This is a genomic window from Microbacterium sp. 1.5R, assembly GCF_001889265.1.
GTDB lineage: Bacteria > Actinomycetota > Actinomycetes > Actinomycetales > Microbacteriaceae > Microbacterium.
Window position 1 is genome coordinate 497,691 of record NZ_CP018151.1, and the last position, 16,879, is coordinate 514,569.

The 16,879-nt window shown below is 70.0% G+C and carries 14 protein-coding genes; 11 read left to right on the forward strand and 3 right to left on the reverse strand.

From position 1 onward, the window contains the following. Positions 1 to 65: 65 nt before the first annotated feature. The 6 genes from BMW26_RS02370 to BMW26_RS02395 are packed head-to-tail and all read left to right on the forward strand — an operon-like array spanning position 66 to position 8,217. Complete coding sequence (locus BMW26_RS02370; protein WP_053099368.1) at positions 66 to 1,031, forward strand: AAA family ATPase; 966 nt, start codon at positions 66 to 68, stop codon at positions 1,029 to 1,031. After that, positions 1,028 to 2,398, forward strand: a complete 1,371-nt coding sequence (locus BMW26_RS02375) for a DUF58 domain-containing protein (RefSeq protein WP_072590660.1) — start codon at positions 1,028 to 1,030, stop codon at positions 2,396 to 2,398. Before BMW26_RS02370 ends, BMW26_RS02375 begins: the two co-directional genes overlap by 4 nt. Continuing rightward, complete coding sequence (locus BMW26_RS02380) at positions 2,395 to 4,947, forward strand: transglutaminase domain-containing protein (protein ID WP_072590661.1); 2,553 nt, start codon at positions 2,395 to 2,397, stop codon at positions 4,945 to 4,947. The genes BMW26_RS02375 and BMW26_RS02380 overlap by 4 nt, the downstream gene beginning before the upstream one ends. Continuing rightward, a complete protein-coding gene (locus tag BMW26_RS18020) occupies positions 4,944 to 6,761 on the forward strand; it encodes a DUF5684 domain-containing protein (protein ID WP_072590662.1) in 1,818 nt (605 codons plus the stop codon). The genes BMW26_RS02380 and BMW26_RS18020 overlap by 4 nt, the downstream gene beginning before the upstream one ends. Continuing rightward, a complete protein-coding gene (locus BMW26_RS02390; RefSeq protein WP_056276631.1) occupies positions 6,758 to 7,588 on the forward strand; it encodes a PP2C family protein-serine/threonine phosphatase in 831 nt (276 codons plus the stop codon). The genes BMW26_RS18020 and BMW26_RS02390 overlap by 4 nt, the downstream gene beginning before the upstream one ends. After that, on the forward strand, positions 7,585 to 8,217 hold the full coding sequence (locus BMW26_RS02395) for a hypothetical protein (protein ID WP_072590663.1): 633 nt from the start codon (positions 7,585 to 7,587) through the stop codon (positions 8,215 to 8,217). Before BMW26_RS02390 ends, BMW26_RS02395 begins: the two co-directional genes overlap by 4 nt. 116 nt (positions 8,218 to 8,333) lie before the next feature. On the opposite strand, the gene BMW26_RS02400 is transcribed toward BMW26_RS02395, so the two are convergent. From BMW26_RS02400 to eccD, 3 genes are read right to left on the reverse strand one after another with little or no spacing between them, the layout of a single operon-like run. Further along, positions 8,334 to 9,674: a S8 family serine peptidase gene (locus BMW26_RS02400; RefSeq protein ID WP_072590664.1), complete on the reverse strand. Its 1,341-nt coding sequence runs from the start codon at positions 9,672 to 9,674 to the stop codon at positions 8,334 to 8,336. Further along, complete coding sequence (gene eccB / locus BMW26_RS02405; RefSeq protein ID WP_072590665.1) at positions 9,674 to 11,026, reverse strand: type VII secretion protein EccB; 1,353 nt, start codon at positions 11,024 to 11,026, stop codon at positions 9,674 to 9,676. The genes BMW26_RS02400 and eccB overlap by 1 nt, the downstream gene beginning before the upstream one ends. Before the next feature lie 3 nt (positions 11,027 to 11,029). Continuing rightward, entirely contained in the window at positions 11,030 to 12,364 is a 1,335-nt protein-coding gene (gene eccD, locus BMW26_RS02410; protein WP_056276643.1) for a type VII secretion integral membrane protein EccD, read from the reverse strand. A 445-nt stretch (positions 12,365 to 12,809) separates the two neighbouring features. Between eccD and BMW26_RS02415 the strand changes: the two genes are divergently transcribed. From BMW26_RS02415 to BMW26_RS18025, 5 genes are all read left to right on the forward strand, one after another. Beyond that, on the forward strand, positions 12,810 to 13,124 hold the full coding sequence (locus BMW26_RS02415; RefSeq protein WP_053098670.1) for a WXG100 family type VII secretion target: 315 nt from the start codon (positions 12,810 to 12,812) through the stop codon (positions 13,122 to 13,124). Between the two features lie 41 nt (positions 13,125 to 13,165). Then, complete coding sequence (locus BMW26_RS02420) at positions 13,166 to 13,447, forward strand: WXG100 family type VII secretion target (RefSeq protein WP_082298072.1); 282 nt, start codon at positions 13,166 to 13,168, stop codon at positions 13,445 to 13,447. A 127-nt stretch (positions 13,448 to 13,574) separates the two neighbouring features. Then, the gene (locus tag BMW26_RS02425; protein WP_053098672.1) at positions 13,575 to 14,012 is read left to right on the forward strand and encodes a hypothetical protein; all 438 of its coding nucleotides are present in this window, start codon (positions 13,575 to 13,577) and stop codon (positions 14,010 to 14,012) included. Next, positions 14,012 to 15,349, forward strand: a complete 1,338-nt coding sequence (locus BMW26_RS02430; RefSeq protein ID WP_072590666.1) for a S8 family peptidase — start codon at positions 14,012 to 14,014, stop codon at positions 15,347 to 15,349. Before BMW26_RS02425 ends, BMW26_RS02430 begins: the two co-directional genes overlap by 1 nt. Beyond that, positions 15,339 to 16,775 (forward strand): hypothetical protein, encoded by a 1,437-nt coding sequence (locus BMW26_RS18025; protein ID WP_072590667.1) that lies wholly within the window; start codon positions 15,339 to 15,341, stop codon positions 16,773 to 16,775. Before BMW26_RS02430 ends, BMW26_RS18025 begins: the two co-directional genes overlap by 11 nt. The last annotated feature ends 104 nt before the right edge of the window (positions 16,776 to 16,879 follow it).

Here is a 16,879-nt window from a genome sequence, read left to right on the forward strand (position 1 = left end):
CCCTGCACACCGCAGGTGCCAGAGACGAATACGGTTGCCCTATGCCTGCTCCCTCCGCTGCTCCCGTGACCATCGCCGCCGAACAGGCCGCCTGGTTCGCCGAGACGTTCTCGATCCTCACCGCCAACGTCGAACAGGCGATCCTCGGCAAGCGGCACGTGATCGAGCTCGTGCTCGCCGCGGCGGTCAGCGGCGGCCACGTGCTGCTCGAGGACTTCCCCGGCACAGGCAAGACGGCTCTCGCGCGGGCGATCGCGCAGACCGTGACGGGAACGAGTACCCGGATCCAGTTCACGCCCGACCTGCTCCCCGGCGATGTCACGGGCATCACCGTCTACGACCAGAAGGAGGGCGCCTTCGAGTTCCACGCCGGTCCCGTCTTCGCGAACATCGTGCTCGCCGACGAGATCAACCGGGCGAGCCCGAAGACGCAGTCGGCGCTGCTGGAGGTCATGGAAGAGGGCACGGTCACGGTCGACGGCGTCACGCGGCCGGTCGGATCGCCGTTCCTCGTGATGGCCACGCAGAACCCGATCGAGCAGGGCGGCACCTACCGTCTGCCCGAGGCGCAGCTCGACCGCTTCATGATCAAGACGTCGATCGGATACCCCGACGAAGCCGCGACCATGCGCATCCTCCAGGGAGCAGCCCAGCCGAAGCACGTGCTCGACGGCATCGTCGGCGTCGACACCATCCTCACGATGGCCGAGATGACCCGCGGCGTGTACGTGAACCCGCTGGTCTCCGACTACATCATGCGCATCGTCGACGCGACGCGTCGAGCGTCCGAGGTCCGCCTCGGTGCCAGTGTGCGAGGAGCCCTCGCCCTGTCACGTCTCGTGATGACGTGGGCTGCCAAGAACGGTCGCACCTTCGTCACCCCCGACGACGTCCGAGAGCTCGCCGTCGTCGCCCTCGCGCACCGCCTGGTGCTCGAGCCGGAGGCCGAGTTCGACGGCGTCACCGCGGTCGCCGTGGTGGGGCAGATCCTGCTCGACGTCGAGCCGCCGCGCGAGAACGGCACTGCGTGAGCTTCAGCACCGAGTCCCGTCTGACGCGCACCACGGCGGGCACCAGCACGTCGACGCGCACGTCGACGGTCACGCGCTACGACCGCACGCGCCGCGGCCCCGTCCGCGGCGCCGTCTTCGGCGTGCGTCGGGCTGCTCGCAGCACGGAGCGCGCAACCCGTGCGGCTGTCGCGTGGGTGCGTGAGACGGTCACATCCGCCGGGATGCTGGTCGTCGCGGCGCTGGTCCTGTGCGTCGCCGCCGGGCTGCTGTTCGGCTGGGTCGAGGCGTGGGCGGTGGCGGCGATCGCGCTCGTGCTGCTGATCGCCTGCATCCCCTTCATCCTCGGCACCCACGACTATCGCATCGAGCTGACCCTCGACCGCGACCGCGTGGTCGCCGGTGCCGAGATCGGTGCGACGCTCGACGTGCGCAACAACAGCGAGCGTCTGTCGCTGCCCGGCATCGTCGACGTTCCCGTGGGGGACGGGCTCGTCGAAGCGCACGTCCCCCTGTTGCGCCCCGCCGCCCACCATCGCGAGCAGCTGACGATCGCCGCCCACCGCCGCGGTGTCATCGACGTCGGCCCCATGACCATCACCCGCGGTGATCCGATCGGCATCCTCCGCCGTGAGCTGCGCTGGCCCGATGTCCAGCGCATCCACGTGCATCCGGTCACGGTGCGCCTGCCCAGCACCAGCGCCGGTCTCATCCGCGATCTCGAGGGCACGCCGAGTTCGACCCTCGTCGATGCCGACCTCTCGTTCCACGCGGTGCGCGAGTACGTCGTGGGCGATTCGCAGCGGCACGTGCACTGGAAGTCGACCGCCAAGACCGGCAAGCTCATGGTGCGTCAGTACGAGGAGTCGCGGCACGCTCGCATCGCCATCATCCTCGACCTCGACAGCGAGTCGTACGAGAGCGACGACGAGTTCGAGAACACGGTCAGCGCCGCCGCATCCCTCGCCCTGCAGGGTGTGCGCGACGGTCGTGACGTGCTCTTCTCGGTGAGCAACGAGATCCCCGAGCACAGCCGTGCCGAGTTGCTGTCGATACGCACTCTTCCCACGGTGACTCCCAAGGCCCTCCTCGATGCCACCTCGACCATCGATCCGGCCGACCGCGTGATGCGGCTCGAAGCGGTCGCCGCGCTCACCGCCCAGTCCTACCCCGACCTGTCGATCGGATTCCTGATGACGGGCTCGCGCATGCCGCTCGAGCGTCTGCGCCACGCCGCCATCACTCTGCCGGCGGCGGTCGAGGCGGTCGCGGTGCGCAGCGAACTCGGCGAGCAGCCCACCCTGCGCACGGCGCGCGAACTGGCCGTGATGACGCTGGGCGCACTCGGCGACCTTCCGCAGATGCTCGCCCGCGGAGCACTGCGATGAGCGCCGCGGGTCCGCGGCGCGGCGTCGTGAGGTCGCGCCGGACGTTCGCGCTCTCGGCTCTGACCCTCTGGTCTCTCGGATACGTGCTGGTCGGCATCGGTCTCGCCACGGCGGCTTCATGGCCGGTGTACGAGTCCCCCCGGGCGCTGGCGGTCGGTCTGATCGGCGGCCTGCTGGGCATGGTCGTCGCCGTGCTGACCCGGCTGCTGCGGTGGGGGCTGCTGATCGGCGCTCTCGCGGTGACCGGCGTCTATCTGGTCGTCTCGGTTCCGCTCGCCATCCCATCGGCGCTCTCGTCGCTTCCCGCGTTCCTGGGCGGAATCCGCGACGCGGTGCTGGGGGTGGTGCTCGGCTGGAAGCAGATGCTGACGCTGAACCCGCCCCTCGGTGAGTACCAGGCGGTGCTCATCCCGCTCCTCGTGGTCATGCTGTTCGGTTCCTTCATCGCCACTCTGCTCGTGCTCGAAGGCGGACGTCGGGCGACCATAGCGGTTCCCGTCGTGACCGCGATGAGCGTCTTCGGAATCGCCTTCGGTGTGAGCGGCACGACGGCTCCGGTCTCAGTGCTCGGCGTCGCGCTTCCCGCTCCTCGGGAATGGCTGATCGGCGTCGCGCTCTTCGTGGTCTCTCTCGTCTGGCTGGTCGGACGCTCGCGGCTTCAGCGCGCACAGGCGCTGCGCACCGTCGCGGCGGCGAACATCTCGCGCCGGGCGACCCCGGTGTGGCTGACGATCCGTCGGCATCTCCTGTCGGCCGGTCTCGCGGTGATCGCCCTCGTCGCCGGTTTCGCGGTGGCGCCCGCCGCGGCCGGCTGGAGCGACCGCTCCGTTCTGCGCGACGAGGTCGAGCCGATGATCGTCGTGCAGCAGCAGGCGAGCCCCCTCAGCGCCTACCGGTCGTGGTTCGCCGGCAGCACTCTCGATGACACGGTCGTGCAGGTGGAGGGTGATCCTGGAGCGCTGGAGCGCCTCCGGCTCGTCACCCTCGACTCGTACGACGGCGAGGACTTCCATATCGCGCCGGACGACCGGTTCAGCCGGCTGCCCCGCAGCGCGATGCCCGGCGAGGGCCGCGTGTCGCTCGGGATCACGATCGGCGACGCCTATCGAGGCATCTGGGTCCCCTCGCCGGCCGGTCTCGCCGAGGCGCCGGACTTCTCGGGTGCGCGCGCCGAAGCGCTCGCCGACGGGTTCCACGTCAACTCGGGCGGCGACACGGCGATCACCGTGGCAGAGGCGCCCGGCGGGGGAGAAGGGCTCGTTCCGGGCGATCGCTACAGAGTGCTCGTGGACGCCCCGGCGAGCCCCGGCGACATCACCGCCGTGCAGGGCGGTGCCTCGAACCTCGACACCGACCTGTATCCCGCGCTCACCGAGTGGGCCGAGATGCAGGAGCAGCCCCGCACCGGGGCCGGGTATCTCGAGATCATCGACCGCCTGCGCTCCCGCGGTTACCTCAGCCACGCGCTGATCGACGATGAGGCGGCGGCGGGATGGATCGCCTCGTTGAAGGAGTCCGAGGGGTACGCGTTCGCACCCAGCTATGCGGGACACTCCGCGGCCCGCATCGAGGAGCTGTTCACCGACCTGCTCGAACAGGAGCGCAGGGCAGGCTCGGATGCCGCGCCGGAGCTGCTCGTGTCGGCGGTCGGCGACGATGAGCAGTTCTCAGTGGCAGCGGCGCTTCTCGCCGAGCACTGGGGGCTCGAGTCCCGAGTCGTGATCGGTGCGCGCCTTGCGGCCGCAGAAGAGGTGCCCGGCATTCCCGCCTGCACGGAGACCTGCACGGGCGCGAACATGAGCGCCTGGGTCGAGGTGAGAGGCTCGGGCGGCGAGTGGATGCCGGTCGACACCACACCGCAGTACGCGATGCTTCCGAGTTCCATCACCGAGGGCGAGCAGCTGCCCGAGCATCCCACGGTGCCCGAGCAGCCCCGGTCGGAGGCGTTGGATCCGCCTCAGGCGCAGAGCGATTCCAACAATGACGCGCCTCCGCTCGAGTCGCCGCAGTCAGAGGTGCTCGCCGTCCTGCTGCCGATCCTCCGCGCTGTGGGGCTCGGCATGCTCGCGCTGGCATTGCTCGCGCTGCCCTTCCTCGTGCTGCTGCTGGCCAAACGGCAGCGAGCCAGGGCCCGCCGAACCGCCGAAGATCCCGAGGTGCGTCTCGCCGGGGCGTGGGAGGAGCTGGTCGACGTGTACGCCGACCACGATGTGCCGATGGATGCCGAAGGCACCCGCATCCAGCGCGCACTCTCGACCGACCGAGAGGCAGCGGACCGCCTGGCAGAGATCGTCGATCGCGCCGTGTTCGCCGAGCATCCTCCGACGGACGAGGATGCGCGCGCCGCCTGGGAGATCGTCGACGCCGAGCGGACGGAGCTCGCAGCGGCAGGCAGATGGTGGCATCGCATCGTCATGCGCGTGCGACCGACGTCGTTCGTCGGTCGCATACGGGGCGCGAACGGTCGTGGATTCACGGCCGCCGTGCCTGTGCTCGCTACGCTCGGATTGACCTGGTCGCCCGGCGACCGGAAGAAGGGGAACTCATGATCGCGCCCGTGGATACCGGCTACGTCACGATGCTCGCCATCGTCGGCGGCGTCGGCGTGCTCATCGGCCTCGCCGTCTACGTCTGGTACGCGCTGGCGCTGTCGCGCCTCTTCCCGCGCATCGACGGAGAGGGGTGGAAGGGCTGGGTCCCCATCCTCAACGAGGCGGAGATCCTGGCGCGCGGCGGAGTGCCGGCGTGGTCGGTGGTGTTCTACTTCATCCCGATCGTGCAGCTGTACGGCATCTACCTCAAGGTCGTCGCGACCCACCGCATCAATCGGAGGTTCGGTCGCGGTGCGGGAATGACGGGGCTCGCGATCCTTCTACCTCCGGTCTGGGCGACGGTTCTCGCCTGGGGCGCCCCGCCGTATCCCGAGGGCGAACGGCTGGCCGCTCTGCAGCCCGGCCCGCGCCGAAGCTCGCAGCCCACGGCCACCCCGGCGAGGGACGCATCGGGATACACGATCCCGTCCCTGGCTCCGCATACGCAGAGCCAGCCTGACGCCCCCGCGCCCGTGTTCCCCGACTACGCCGCACCGAGCCGTCCGGCCGTGCAGCCCGACCGGAATGCGACCGCAGCCGCGGCGAGCGGTGGTCCCGCGGGTTCAGGGTGGGGCGCGCCTCCCGTCCCGGGCGCCCCGCCGGTTCCCGTCGCCGGACAGCCCCCGGTGCAGGGTGCGCCGGCGGCATCATTCGCTCCGCCGCAGCCGCCCGCCTCGTCCTTCGCGCAGCAGCCTCCTGCTCCTCAGCCTCCTGCTCCTCAGCCTCCTGCTCCTCAGCCTCCTGCTCCTCAGCCTCCTGCTCCTCAGCCTCCTGCTCCTCAGCCTCCTGCTCCTCAGCCTGCGGCTCCTCAGGCGCCGGCTTTGCAGCCTCCTGCGCCGCCCGCGCCGGTGCGCGCACCTGAGCCCCCTGCGGTGGAGCAGCCACCCGCCGTGAACCCGCCGGCTCCGACCGAGGCGCACCCGACCACCGGCATCATGGCCGCAATGGGTGGCGCGCCTGTGGCTCCGGCGGCGCCGCAGCCACCCGCGCCGCCGGTACCGGTATCCGACGACGTCGTGCCTCAGCAACCGGCACAGACACCGGCGGCGGCCCCGGCATCCGCTCCCGTGCCCGAGTTCGAGCGGCCGGCGGAGAACCCGCCTGCCGCGGCTCCCGCCGAAGAGGCGCAGCGTATGGTGCGGCCCGCTCCGCCCTCGTTCCGAGATGGTGGCCTCTCGGATGCACAGCCGCAGGCGCCGGTGATCCGTCCTGTCCCGTCGTCCCCCGCGGCTGCGGGGACCACCGCGGATGTGCATACGGCCGCGGTGGTGCCCCCGGCCGATGCAGCGCCCGCACCCGCGGTCGAGGAACCCGTCCCGGCGCCCCTCGCGATGCCGTTCGGAGGCCTCGCGGCCGACGTCGACAAGACGGTCGTCACACCGCGTCCGACGCACGATGTCGACGAGGACCTCGACGCCACCGTCGTCGTCGCCCGCAAGCGCGGAGTCCGCCGATCGCTCGTGCTCGATGACGGACGGAAGTTCTCGCTGTCCGGCGCCAGCGTCGTGATCGGCCGCAATCCGATCGGCGAGCCGGGCGAGCAGCGACTCGCCATCTCCGATACGACCCGCACGCTGTCGAAGACGCACGCTCGTCTCGTCGTGCACGACGACGAGTGGCGTCTCACCGATCTGCACGCCACGAACGGCGTCGTCGTGGTCGAGGAGAACGGCACCGAGACCCTGCTCGATCCCGGAGAGAGCGTCACCGGCAACGGCCGCTTCATCCTCGGTGAAGTGGGGATGCATGTGATCGCGGAGCGCGATTCATGACGCTCTCCTCGGTCGTCCTCAGCGTCGCGTCACTCACCGACACCGGTCTCACGCGCTCGGCGAATGAGGACTCGGTGCTGGTGGCGTCTCCGGTCTTCCTCGTCGCGGACGGCATGGGCGGGCATGAGGCGGGGGATCGTGCGAGCGCTGCGGTGGTGGAGGCGTTCGAGCCGCTTCGCGGGGCGACGGTCGACGTCGCCGACATCGGACAGGCATTGAGTCGCGCTTCGGCTGTGGTCGATGACATCTCCGCCGAGCACAAGCGCGGCGCAGGAAGCACCGTGACCGGTGTCGCTCTCGTCGATCACGACGGCGTGCCGCACTGGCTCGTCTTCAACGTCGGCGATTCCCGTGTCTACCGGCACCACGGCAACGAGCTGACACAGCTGACGATCGATCATTCGCTGGGGCAGGAACTGGTGGATGCCGGTGAGCTCCGCGCCGAGGATCTCTCGACGTTCTCGCAGCGCAACGTCATCACGAGGGCGATCGGTGCTCCCGACAGCACCGCGGACAGCTGGCTGCTGCCCGTGGTCGACGGCGAGCGACTGCTGATCTGCTCCGACGGCCTGAGCGGCGAGGTGAGCGACGAGGCGATCCGAGCGACCCTGACGATGAACGGGCGGCCGGAGACCGCGGCAGCGGCTCTCGTGAGCCGGGCGCTCAAAGCGGGTGGTCGCGACAACGTGTCGGTCGTCGTGATCGACGTGATCTCGGGAGGCGCGAACGGGCACTCGGACGACCTCACTGCGGGCCGCGATGCCGCATCCGCCTCGCTGACCGATTCGATGCTCGAGGGCACGACGATCCCGGTTCGAGCCAGATGACGGACGACGAGACCGAGGTCGAAGAGACCGTCATGCTGACCAGACGCGATCGGCGCCGGGGGAGACCGGTCGCCGAGTCCGGCGAAGTCGCCGAGCCCGCCGAGCCCGTCGAGCCTGCCGAGTCCGCTGAGCCCGCCGAGCCCGCCGAGCCTGCCGAAGTCGCCGAACCCGCTGAGCCAGCGGATGACGTGGACGAGGCGACGGTCGTCGTCGACCGGAGACCCGCGGAGGCTGAGGAGCCAGGTGCCGATCGGGAGGACGACCCTGTCGACGAGTCGACGGTGCTCGTCTCCCGGACGCCGCGTCGTGTGCGACGCAAGAGATCGGAACAGCCCGCTGACAGCGACGACTCTGCCGACCGCGCAGAGGCTGACGTGCCCGCCTCGTTCGAGGCGCCGACGGATGCGCCGGCACCGGAGATCTACCGGCCCCGTCCGGCCCCGCTCGGCCCTTCTGCCCCGCCCGTCGTGATCGGCGCCGCGGCGCCCACGCGCACGGTGGACCCGGATCTCCCGTCGGTCGCGAAGCAGGGACTGCGCTGGAGCCGGGCGGCCCTCATCACGTTCGCAGCAGCCTGCGTCGTCTCCGTCGCGGGTCTGGTGGGTCTGGGCTTCTTCGTCTTCGGGTGACGCCCTCACCCTGACGGAGCCGTGCTCAGCGTCCGCGCACTCCCACCGGCCGTCGGGCCGCCTGGGTGCCCTGAAGCGGCCGCGCCGTGTCGCTGCGGACCATCGCGCCGCGCGTCTCAGTGAAACGTGCTCGGGTCACCCGATGCCGGACCGGGGATGTTGAGCAGTCCGCCTTCGCGTTCGACCTCGACCGGATCCACGACCGGCTGCTCTCTGCGGCGACGCAGCACGATGAGGATGCCGAGCACACCGAGCAGAGTCGCTCCGCCGATCGCGGTGAACAGCGCGGCCTCCCGTGTGAGCAGGAACGGCGACGCTCCATGGTCGGGGTCGGCGGTGGCTGCGGGCGGTCGCACGGCGCTCTCCGAGGTGTCGAAGTATGGGCTCACGGGCCCGCGCGTCGTCTCATCCGGGAGCAGCTCGATGGCGGCGAGCGGCTGGATGAAGCCCCAGCCGTCGATGTCGTCCCGATTGTCGGCGTCGGTTCGCAGCGCGGTGGCGGTGAGCCGATACGCCCAGCCGGCGGGCGGATCCTCGGGGTGCGCTTGCGCCACCAGTGCGGCAGCCGCGCTCGCGTATCCGGTCGCGAAGCTCGAGGCAGGGGCATCGGCGGCGAAGACGCAGTCGCCCCCGCCCACCGCTGCGCTCAGCACCGTGCTTCCGGGGGCTGTCACGCCGACCTGGGGTCCGTGGATCGAGTCATCGGTCGCGCGTCCGGTGGCGTCGGCCGCGCTGACCCCGAGAACCTGCTCATAGGCCGCGGGGTAGCGAGCGCCGTCTTCCGCGTCCGGATCTGACGCCCTGTTCCCGGCGCTCGCCACGACCAGGGCGCCGACGGCGGACGCGTGTTCGACCGCTGCCCGGAGATCGGGGGAGTCGGCTGTCTGCGAGATCGAGACGTTGATGATGTCCGCGCCGTTGTCGGCCGCCCAGTGGATGCCGTCCGCGATGCGCTGCGAGGTGGGCCCGTACCCCTTGTCCTTGTCCTGCTGCTGCTCGCTGCGGAACACTCGCACGGAGAGCAGCCGGGCGTCGGGCGCGAGCCCGACGACGCCGGAGTCCGCGACCGGCTGTGCGGCGATCTGCCCGGCGATCGCCGTGCCATGCCCGGTCGTGTCGGTCAGACCGTCAGCCCGCTCGCCGTCTCCGACGAGATCGACACCGCCGATCACGGCTCCGGCGAGATGCGGATTGCCGGCATCGATGCCCGAGTCGACGACGGCGACGACGACCCCTCGGCCCGTGGCGACGCGGTGGGCCTCGTCAGCACCGAGCATTGCGAGGGCGGGTGGGACCTCGGGCGTGAACACCACGTTGCCGGGTGTGCAGGCATCGCCGGACGTCGCCATCGATGCGATCGACGTCGGGACGGCAGGCGATGCCAGAGCGGATGCCGGTGCGCCGAGCAGCGTGGCGCCGAGGATGACGGCCGTGAGAGCGGCTGTGCGGCCGCGCATCAGTCGGTCCCCGAGCCGGGCGACTCTCTCGCAGCATCGGAGGTCAGCGCGGGGCCGGCGGCGAAGAACTCGATCCACGCGTCCGACACCTGTCCGACGTCATCGGGGGAGTACCCGAGCTGAGCGATGGGGCCGCTTGCGGACTCCTCGGCGTTCTGCGCTGCTGCAGCACCGGGGATCGCGAACGCGGTGCCGGATTCGTCGATGAGCACGGCCAGACCCGCCGCGTCCTCGGACCCACCCGTGACCTCGACGAGGGCGCCGCCACCGACCTTCACATCGACGCCGGAGCGCTGCTCGGGCAACTCGGTGGTCGTCGCCGCGAGCACCGTGTGCGCGTCATCGGTGAGCATCGCGCAGGGCGTCTCGCCGGCGGCGAGCGTGGTCAACGGCAGCGTCGGCCAGTCCTCGCCCCCGATGTACGGGCGGGTCTCCACGTCGGCGACCTCGGCGGGGGAGACCTCCTGCTGAGCACCGACCTCCTGGCCGCTGCCGAGGAGGTAGAGCTGATATGCGAGGGGACTGAGCCTGGCGAGCTCGCCGGTGCCGAGCGCCACGTAGCGCTCGTCGGCAGGGCTGCCCTGGGTGTGCACGATCGTGCCGGCTCTCAGATCCGTTCCGGGCACCGATGCGCCGACGCCGTTGATGCGGATCGGCTCGAGCTCGTCACCGGACTCGAAGAGGTTGAGCCATCGTCCGTCGACCTCGAGGACGTCGCTGGTGCCGAGTCCGACGGCGCGGAGCACGGCGTTGGCATCGTCGGCGGGCACTGCGTGGCGTTTGCCGTCTGCGATCACGAACAGCTCGTCGCCGCGCTGGACGACGGCACCGGTTCCCGTCGACACCTCGGCGATCGGCGCGCTCGACAGTGACACGGCGGCGCCGGCCGTGTCGTCGATGCACGCTGTCCAGGAGGAGTTGATCAGTGCCGCGGGCGCGGGCAGATCATCGGGCGCACCGAGGATGCCGATCGAGGGGCCGACCGGGATCCCGTCGAGCGCCGCCTGATCCGTGCGCACCACCTTGAACTCTCCGGCGGGGATCAGAAGCCGCGCGCTGGCCGTGTTGATCACCGGGTACAGCGTGCCCTCGACGGAGACGTAGCGGGCACCGGTGTCGGTGGCGACGATCAGGCGGTTGTTCTGCCAGTCGCCGGGGAGCCCGGGCTGCATGATTCCCCAGAACACCCCGACGAGGATCACGCCGACCGTGAGTGCGACTCCGGCGACGACCGCGCGCAGGGGCTTGGCGGGATCGAGCTCTTTGCCCCCGGGGGCTCCGCCGGTGAACGCCGAGAGGAGGCGGCGCCTGCTGAAGCCCTGGGCCTCGATCAGATCCTTCTTGGTCGCCATGGGTCAGATGAGTCCGGCCGTCGTGACGCCGAGCGGCAGCAGCAGAGCGAGTGCGATGACCTCGACCGTGTCGCCCAGCCTCGTGAGCCGCAGACGCGCTTTCGGCGTGAGCAGCGTGAGACCGACCAGGATCACGGTGGCCACGACGAGGATGAGAAGCATCCAGGTGCGTACGTCGGGCAGAGCGAGTGCCACCGTCACACCGGTGACGGCGAGCCCGATCGCGCCGATGGCCATGAGGACGAGCACGCCGAGGCGCGCGTGGATCTGACGCGACTGGAACATCATGCCCACGAACGCGAGCACGCAGAGCAGAGCGCCGAAGACGCCGCTCCCGGCGACCAGAGGGGTCGCGATCAGCGCCGCGAGGCCCAGCGCAGCGCGCAGTGCGATGAGAGTGCGCGTCCCCGCGGCGGCGCGGCGCTTGACCTCGTCGGCATCGATGGGCTCGGGTGCGGCGAACATGTCGGCGTCGCTCTGAGGGGAGATGACTCTGATGCGCGTCGAGCTGAGAGCGAGCCACGGGATGCCGTTCGCGAGCAGTGCGGTCGTGGCGAGCATGATCGCGTAGGGAGCGAGCGCATCGCCGAAGATCGCGGCGGTCGTCGCGGTGATGCCGATCGAGGCGCCGAGCGCGATCGGCACGAGATGGATCTCGGGCTTCTCCTGGGTGACGGCGAGGCCGAGGCCGCCGACGATGACGAGACCCAGTCCCATGGCCGCGAGCGGCCAGCCCCAGATGCTCTGCACGGGAACGGCGAGGAAACCCGCGAGCCCTCCGTAGGCTGCGGCGGTGAGTCCCAGGGCGTGTCCGGCTTCCGGCTGACGGAGACGCATGAGCACGGCGGCCGCGACGCTGAGGACGATGGCTCCCGAGCCCGCGATGATCGCGGGCAGGAGGGACGTCGGCGGTGTGGCGACGAGCAGCAGCGCGCAGAGGGCGAGGAAGGTGAGGCTGACGAAGAGCGCCGTGCGCGAGCTGTCCGCGGGCGTCCAGGAGCCGTGCTGCTCTGCCGTCGCGTCGATCACCGCTTCGACGACGTCGTCGTAGACGCGCGGCTCCTGCATGAGGCCGCCGCGGACGAGAGTGAGCAGCTCTCCGTCGTGCACCCCCTGCGCCGCCGCGCCGCGTGCCGGGTCCAGCGGTGTGCCATCGGCTCGCTGCAACGAGTAGCCGCCGTGGGTGAGGGTCGGGTCGAGCACGCCGAGACTCCGGGCGAACCCGGGGATGATCTCGACTAGCGGGACCTGCGACGGCACGCCGACGTCGAGCCGACGGTCGTCGCTGACGACGGAAAGCCGCAGCACGGTGCCTGCCGTTGCGCTGCTCTGAGTCATGGAACGATGCCCCCTCCATGGTGTGCAGCCGGGCGGGAGGAGACCCGTGGCTGCGCATTCCGCCTTTCACCCTAGTTGAGGCGTGCGACAACGCACAGTCGCAGGATGCGACGTTTCTCCATCGACTGCACGACCTCCCGGAGGATGCGCTGTGCGTTCTGGTGATCGGAGGCAGGACCTCTCGAGCCTCTACTCGATACTCGAAGCGCGGGGGAACCAGTGCGCTGATCGTGTGCCCGTGACAGGGCGCGGAACTGAGCATCTTCGATTTTCTCCATCGACTGCAGGATCTCCGCTCGGATGCATCATGAAATCTGGCGATTCGTTCCGATGTGTTCTAGCCTGTGTCGTGAAACAGATTCGTGGGGGGTTGTTTCGTTGTCGTCCCAAGACTGGGATGCGCTCCCCCGCACGTGTGTCCCATGTGGACCGGAGGGAGTGAGTTATGGCTGATGTCATCTCCGCAGAAGAAGGGGCTCTGCGTCGCGGAGCCCAGGCGGTGCGGGAGACCAAGTCCGGGATCGACCAGCAGACCAAGAAGGTCCGCGGTGAGATCGAGCAGCTGCGTGGTTTCTGGACCGGTGCGGCTGCTGTGTCGTTCACGACGCTGATGTCGCGCTGGGACGAGCAGGCGCGTCAGCTGAACGAGGTCCTCGTGACGCTCGAGGATGCTCTTGCGGGCACCGAGCGTGACCAGGCTGCGACCGAAGAAGCTCACCAGCAGACCATCTCGGGCCTCGGCTCGATGATGGGCGCCTGAGCGTAGACCACAGAGATTTCAAGGAGAACATGATGCAGTCGATGTCAGTTCGCCCGGAGCAGGTCAACGCTCTGGCAGCGCAGATCCGCAGCGGGTCGCAGGGTATTCGTTCCGAGCTGGACCGTCTCGAGTCCGAGGTCAGCAAGCTCCGTGCGGCGTGGGATGGTTCCGCGCAGCAGGCGTATGACCAGGCCCAGGCCAAGTGGAACCGTTCGCTGAGCGAGATGCAGCAGCTTCTCACGCAGATCGCGGGCAAGACCGAGGAGATCTCGGGCCAGTACGTCCAGACCGACAAGTCGGCCGCTGGGCGTTTCGGGGCCTGATCCGTGGCGCGGGCCCGACGCAGCGATGCGCCGGGCCCGCGCCGTCTGCTGTGCTGTTCGGCGATCGAGTCGGAGGGCGCAGCAGATGTTTCGGAATCATCTGCCGTTGTGAAGGGGAGGGGCGTCGATGAGCATCGCAATCGACTTCGATGGAGTGTTCGCTGAGCTGAAGCGGATCCTGCGTGAGCTGCAGGAGTTCCCCAGCCCGTCTGAGGTGGCGGTCTCCGAGGGAGGGTCGTCGAAGGCCACCGTCGACTTCCGGCGGGCCGTGGCCGATGCCGCGCAGTCGATGGGAGACGCCACGGCGCGGACCATCGCCAAGATCCAGGACACTCACGACGTGATTCGCGCCGCCGTGATGCAAATCGCCGAGCAGGACGCGTCGCTCGCCGACGAGACGAAGCTGATCGTGTCGCTGCTGGACTCGGCCGTCGCCCAGGGCGACGGCGACACCGCGACATCGACAGGCGCTGGGACCGGCGCGACGGGTGGGGGCTCAGCCGGAGTCCAGGCATCTGCACCGACGTCTACGGGTGCCGATGAGCCCGAAGAGGCCGACTACTGATGAGACGCACTCGCCGCGGAGTGATCGCGGCGGTCGGCGCTATGGCGCTGGCCGCCGCGATCGCGGTGCCCTCGAGCGCGACAGCGGCCGCCGCATCGGGTCTGTGGTGGTTCGATCGCGGCAAGGTCCAAGAGGCGCACGATGCGGGCTTCGACGGGGCGGGAATCAAGATCGCCGTGATCGACAGTCAGATCAACCCCGACGTGGTCGGGCTCCGCGGGGCGAACGTCACCGTCGATGACTCCTCCTACTGCTTCGACGCGACCGGCCAGCCGTATCCGGCGGTCTCTGCCGAGTACGGCAGGTCCTCTCACGGCACCCAGGTGGTCTCGATGATCGCCGGAACCGGCGAGGCTCCGGCCGGGGGTGCCCCGGTCAAGGGTGTGGCGCCGGGTGCAGAGGTGGTCTTCTACAGCACCGGCGTCCTCGACGGCGTCCTCGGCGAAGACGGCGGCGATGCGGAGTGCCTCCAGGAGAACGGCGAGGAGCTGGGCGACGACGGTCGTTTCGCTCTCGACCGCGCGATCTCGGACGCCGCGGCAGATGGCGCCGACATCATCTCGATCTCCTCCGGAAGCAGCATCAACATGCGGCAGGGTCTCGCCGACGCCTATGCCTCCGACGCGGTCGTCGTCGCCGGCATGTCGAACGAGGACGGGATCAGCCTGTGGCCCGCGGGGCTCAACGGAGTCGTCGCGGTGCAGGCCTTCGGTGAGGACGGCAAGATCCAGACCGGAACGAACGGCAAGCCGAACCTGGCGGAGGACGTCGTCGTCGCCGCACCCGGGGTCGGGCTCCTCCTGCAGGGGACCCCGGATTCCTGGGACGCCCAGCAGATCGGGTCGGGAACGTCGTTCTCGACGCCTATCGTCGCGGGCTTCCTCGCGATGGTCAAGCAGAAGTACCCGGATGCGACAGCAGGGCAGCTGATCCAGAGCCTGATCCACAACACGGGCACCAAGGGCGAGCACGAGCCGGAGTGGAACGACAGCACCGGGTATGGAGCGGCCTCCCTCACGGGGATGCTCGCGGTCGACCCGTCGAAATATCCTGACGTGAACCCGCTCTTCGACACCGAGGACACGTACGCGCAGCCGTCTCTCGGCGACGTGAACGAGGCGAAGGCGGCGCTCGGAGGCGGCGCGCAGACATCCGTCCCGACAGACGCGCCGGTCGCCGAGCAACCCGATCAGCAGGCATCGCCGATCACGCCCTGGCTCATCGGCGGAGGGATCGTCCTCCTGCTGCTGGTGATCGGCGGGATCATCCTCGCGATCGTACTGACACGCTCCTCACGACGAGACACCACCGAACAAGGGGGAAACCATGGCCGGTAAGCAGATGGGCCCGGGCGGGTACGAGGCGGAACTGAACCGCATCCGGCAGCTCGACGACTCGATCATCCCGCGGCTCTCCGCCGTGACGAATGCGTTCACCTCACTGGAGCGAGCGCTCTCGGCCGTGCGCCTCTCCGAGTTCTGGGAGGGCGAGTCCGCCAAGGGGGCGACCGCTGACATCGACGAGATCCGATCGAAGGTGTCGGCCATTCTCAGACTCGTCGAGGCCGTGGACTCCGCGGTCGTCGAAGGCAACTCGGCTCGACGCGAGATCGCGGCCGCCGAACTCCCGTCGGCATCGATCGACCCCTTCTGGGCGAACGCTGCCAAGGGCGCGTCCTTGGTGGTGCACCCGGTCCTCGGTCCGCTCGCGGCGGACAAGGCTCTGGACGCCATCGGCGACTTCCTCGGCAACCAGCGGGAGGATGCCGCGCGCGAGGTCGTTCAGAAGGTCGAGGCGTCGCTGACGGAGCCGACGAACAAGCTGGCTCAGGCGGCCCGCGCGATGAACGAGGTCGACTACCGGTCGTCGAAGGCCCCGTCCGGTTCTGACGAGCCGATCCCGGGCACGCAGATCGACGCCCCGAGGATCGGATCCCCGGGGATCGGCGGCGGCCCGTCCGGGTACACGCCCGGTGGCGGTGGATACCAGACCGGTGGCGGTGGAGGCGGGGTCGGCGAGTATGTCCCGCCGACGCCGACGGACCCGACCGTCCCCGAGTACCTGCCTGACCCCACCTATCCGACGATTCCCGATGGTCCCGGAGACTGGGAGTACGACCCCGACGGACCGGGAGGCCCCGGTGATACCGGCGGCGATGACCCGACGGTCGACTTCCCCGGCGGCGGCGTGCTGCCGGGAGGCACCGGCGGCGGCGGTTCAGGAACCGGAGGCGGGTATCCGCTGCACCCCGGTTCGACGCTCCCCGGCGGAGTCATCGGTGGGGGCAGCGGCATCGGCGGCATCGTGGGCGGCGGCGCAGGAGCCGCGGCCATCGCTGCGGGATCCAAGATCGCCGGTATCGGCAGCATGGGCACCCTCGGCGGATCCGCACTCGGAGGCTCGTCCGGCGCCGGCCAGAGAGGCAGTGGCGGCCTGCTGGGCAAGTCCGCCGTCGGCGGAGTCGGTGCGCGCGGCGCGGGTGGATTCGGCTCAGGTGTCGGTGGCGCTGGCGGCGTCGGTGGCGCTGGCGGTGTCGGCGGTGTCGGCGGAGCAGGCGGTGCGGCGGGCTCGTCCGGCGCAGCAGGCTCCGGCATGCGTCCGGGTATGGGAATGATGGGCGGCGCGGGAGGCTCCGACGAGGAGGAGAAGGCCAAGCGCTCCGGTCTCGGTGGTCCGATCGCTCCCAAGCTCGAAGACGACGAGGAGCGCGGTCCGCGTGCCAAGGGCGCCCAGGCGGGCTCCCGCGACGAGCACGCGGACTGATCAGGATCACCGCGGCGGGCGTGGACGGCGGATGCCGTCCACGACCCGCACGCGTGCATGGTCGGTGGTCGGTCACGCCGCGGAGTGAGCAGCCGCACACGGTC

Excerpts from the sequence above, each read along its gene's own strand:
- BMW26_RS02380 (WP_072590661.1), top strand. The coding sequence starts at position 2,395 with ATGAGCGCCGCGGGTCCGCGGCGCGGCGTCGTGAGGTCGCGCCGGACG.
- BMW26_RS18020 (WP_072590662.1), top strand. The coding sequence starts at position 4,944 with ATGATCGCGCCCGTGGATACCGGCTACGTCACGATGCTCGCCATCGTC.
- BMW26_RS02390 (WP_056276631.1), top strand. The coding sequence starts at position 6,758 with ATGACGCTCTCCTCGGTCGTCCTCAGCGTCGCGTCACTCACCGACACC.
- BMW26_RS02395 (WP_072590663.1), top strand. The coding sequence starts at position 7,585 with ATGACGGACGACGAGACCGAGGTCGAAGAGACCGTCATGCTGACCAGA.
- BMW26_RS02400 (WP_072590664.1), bottom strand. The coding sequence starts at position 9,674 with ATGCGCGGCCGCACAGCCGCTCTCACGGCCGTCATCCTCGGCGCCACG.
- eccB (WP_072590665.1), bottom strand. The coding sequence starts at position 11,026 with ATGGCGACCAAGAAGGATCTGATCGAGGCCCAGGGCTTCAGCAGGCGC.
- eccD (WP_056276643.1), bottom strand. The coding sequence starts at position 12,364 with ATGACTCAGAGCAGCGCAACGGCAGGCACCGTGCTGCGGCTTTCCGTC.
- BMW26_RS02415 (WP_053098670.1), top strand. The coding sequence starts at position 12,810 with ATGGCTGATGTCATCTCCGCAGAAGAAGGGGCTCTGCGTCGCGGAGCC.
- BMW26_RS02420 (WP_082298072.1), top strand. The coding sequence starts at position 13,166 with ATGTCAGTTCGCCCGGAGCAGGTCAACGCTCTGGCAGCGCAGATCCGC.
- BMW26_RS02425 (WP_053098672.1), top strand. The coding sequence starts at position 13,575 with ATGAGCATCGCAATCGACTTCGATGGAGTGTTCGCTGAGCTGAAGCGG.
- BMW26_RS02430 (WP_072590666.1), top strand. The coding sequence starts at position 14,012 with ATGAGACGCACTCGCCGCGGAGTGATCGCGGCGGTCGGCGCTATGGCG.
- BMW26_RS18025 (WP_072590667.1), top strand. The coding sequence starts at position 15,339 with ATGGCCGGTAAGCAGATGGGCCCGGGCGGGTACGAGGCGGAACTGAAC.